General features: G+C 62.0%; 2 protein-coding genes. One reads left to right on the forward strand and one right to left on the reverse strand.

All coding sequences use genetic code 11. From position 1 onward, the window contains the following. Positions 1–1,242, forward strand: a 1,242-nt coding sequence (gene prpD / locus HX846_RS30480; protein WP_178966809.1) for a 2-methylcitrate dehydratase, incomplete at its 5' end; no start/stop codon positions are given. Positions 1,243–1,355: 113 nt separating this feature from the next. On the opposite strand, the gene HX846_RS30485 is transcribed toward prpD, so the two are convergent. Next, positions 1,356–2,240: AAA-associated domain-containing protein (locus tag HX846_RS30485; RefSeq protein ID WP_178966810.1), on the reverse strand; the 885-nt coding region annotated here is incomplete at its 5' end.

Consider the following 2,240-nt stretch of genomic DNA (forward strand, 5'->3'; position numbering starts at 1 on the left):
TTCCGCCTGGACCCGGTCAAGGCCGCATGGGACATCGGCTGCATCGTGCGCTGGCTCGACTACAACGACACCTGGCTTGCCGCCGAATGGGGTCACCCTTCCGATAACCTCGGTGGCATCCTCGCGGTCGCCGACCATCTCTCGCAAAAACGCCTGGCCAACGGCGACGCACCGCTGACCGTGCGGGCAGTGCTGGAGGCGATGATCATGGCCCACGAAATCCAGGGCGTGATTGCCCTGGAAAACTCCTTCAACCGTGTCGGCCTTGACCACGTGCTGCTGGTGAAAGTCGCCTCCACCGCCGTCACCGCCAAGCTGATGGGCGCCAACCGTGAGCAACTGCTGTCGGCCCTGTCCCAGGCGTTTGTCGATGGCCAGGCATTGCGTACTTATCGTCATGCGCCGAACGCCGGCTCGCGCAAGTCGTGGGCGGCGGGGGATGCGTCGAGTCGCGGGGTGCGCCTGGCGGATATCGCCATGCGCGGCGAGATGGGCATTCCCGGTGTGTTGAGCGCGCCGCAGTGGGGCTTCTATGACGTGCTGTTCAGCCACACCAACAAGGACCTGGCGCTCAAGCCCGAAGACAAGCGCGCCTTCAGCCTGTCGCAGCCCTACGGCACGTATGTGATGGAGAACGTACTGTTCAAGATCAGCTTCCCCGCCGAGTTCCACGCACAAACCGCCTGCGAGGCAGCAGTCACCCTGCACCCACAGGTGAAGCACCGCCTGCATGAGATCGACAGGATTGTGATCACCACCCACGAATCGGCGATCCGGATCATCTCCAAGGTCGGGCAGTTGGCCAACGCGGCGGACCGCGATCATTGCCTGCAGTACATGACCGCCGTACCGCTGGCGTTTGGCAACCTGGTGGCCGAGCAATACGAAGATGAATTCCACGCGGCCCATCCGATCATCGATGAGCTGCGCGAAAAGATGGTCATCGTCGAGGAGTCGCGCTACAGCCGCGAATACCTGGAGGCCGACAAGCGCTCCATCGCCAATGCGGTGCAGGTGTTCTTCAAGGATGGTTCCAGCACCGAACAAGTGGCCGTGGAATACCCGATTGGCCACCGTCGCCGTCGGGTGGATGGCATTCCGTTGCTGGAAGACAAGTTCAAGGCCAACCTGGCGACCCGGTTTACCGCGCAGCGCAGTGCCGAGATTTTTGCGCTGTGCAAGGATCAGGCACGGCTTGAGGCCACTGCGGTAAACCGGTTTGTGGACCTGTTCGTCATTTGAAGAACACCACTGGTCAAATGTGGGAGCGGGCTTGCTCGCGAATGCGGAGTGTCAGCCAATACATATATGGCTGATCCACCGCATTCGCGAGCAAGCCCGCTCCCACATTAAACCTACATGCTGCCTTCCACATCATCCAGGCTGAACGTCTCGGTATGGTCGTCATAGGAGAAAATCTCCGCATACCGTCCCCACGCCACCACGCTTTCCAGGGTTTTCTCCACAAAGGCTTCCGTCATCGAGTCTTCCAGTTCCTGCTCGAAGCGCACCCGTGGCGCCCGGTGGCCGCTGCGCTCAAGCAACACCTGGTGAATGCGCGCGGCCAATGGCACGTGGCGGATCAAGTGTTCGGCGAACAGGGTTTTACGCTCCTGGGTGCCGTAGTCGGCGAACAGTTTGCCGGCATCGGTCAGGGTGATATCGGCACCCTTGAGTTCGGCGAAGCCCAGATGCTCAAGCATCTCCGCCACCGGGAACAGATCGTCGACTTCCAGCAAACGCCGTTCAGCCACGGTCGGCAGGCCGGCGTGGCCATTGTAGGGCTCGGCGGCCAGGGTTTCGATCAGGCCAGCCATCAGGTTGGTGGAGACTTCCGGCAACAGGCTGCCCATTTTCAGCTCAGGCAAACCTCTGCTCGCGTCGGCGCTGCGGCGGTCGGTCATCAGGGCGTAGATGTCGTCGACCATTTGCCGGAAGGTCGGGTCCAGGCGGTTGCGCGGGTGGGCAAACGGCACCTTGATCTCGGCCACCACCCGGCCAGGGTTGGACGACAGCACCAGGATGCGGTCGCACATCAGCACCGCTTCTTCGATGTTGTGGGTCACGATCAGGATCGACTTGATCGGCAGTTGCTTGCCGCTCCACAGATCCAGCAGGTCGGTGCGCAGGGTTTCGGCGGTGAGCACGTCCAGCGCCGAGAACGGTTCGTCCATCAGCAACAGGGTCGGGTTGACCACCAACCCGCGGGCGAAACCCACGCGTTGGCGCATGCCGCCGGA

This window comes from Pseudomonas sp. K5002, from assembly GCF_013386655.1.
In the GTDB taxonomy this organism is placed as follows: Bacteria; Pseudomonadota; Gammaproteobacteria; order Pseudomonadales; family Pseudomonadaceae; genus Aquipseudomonas.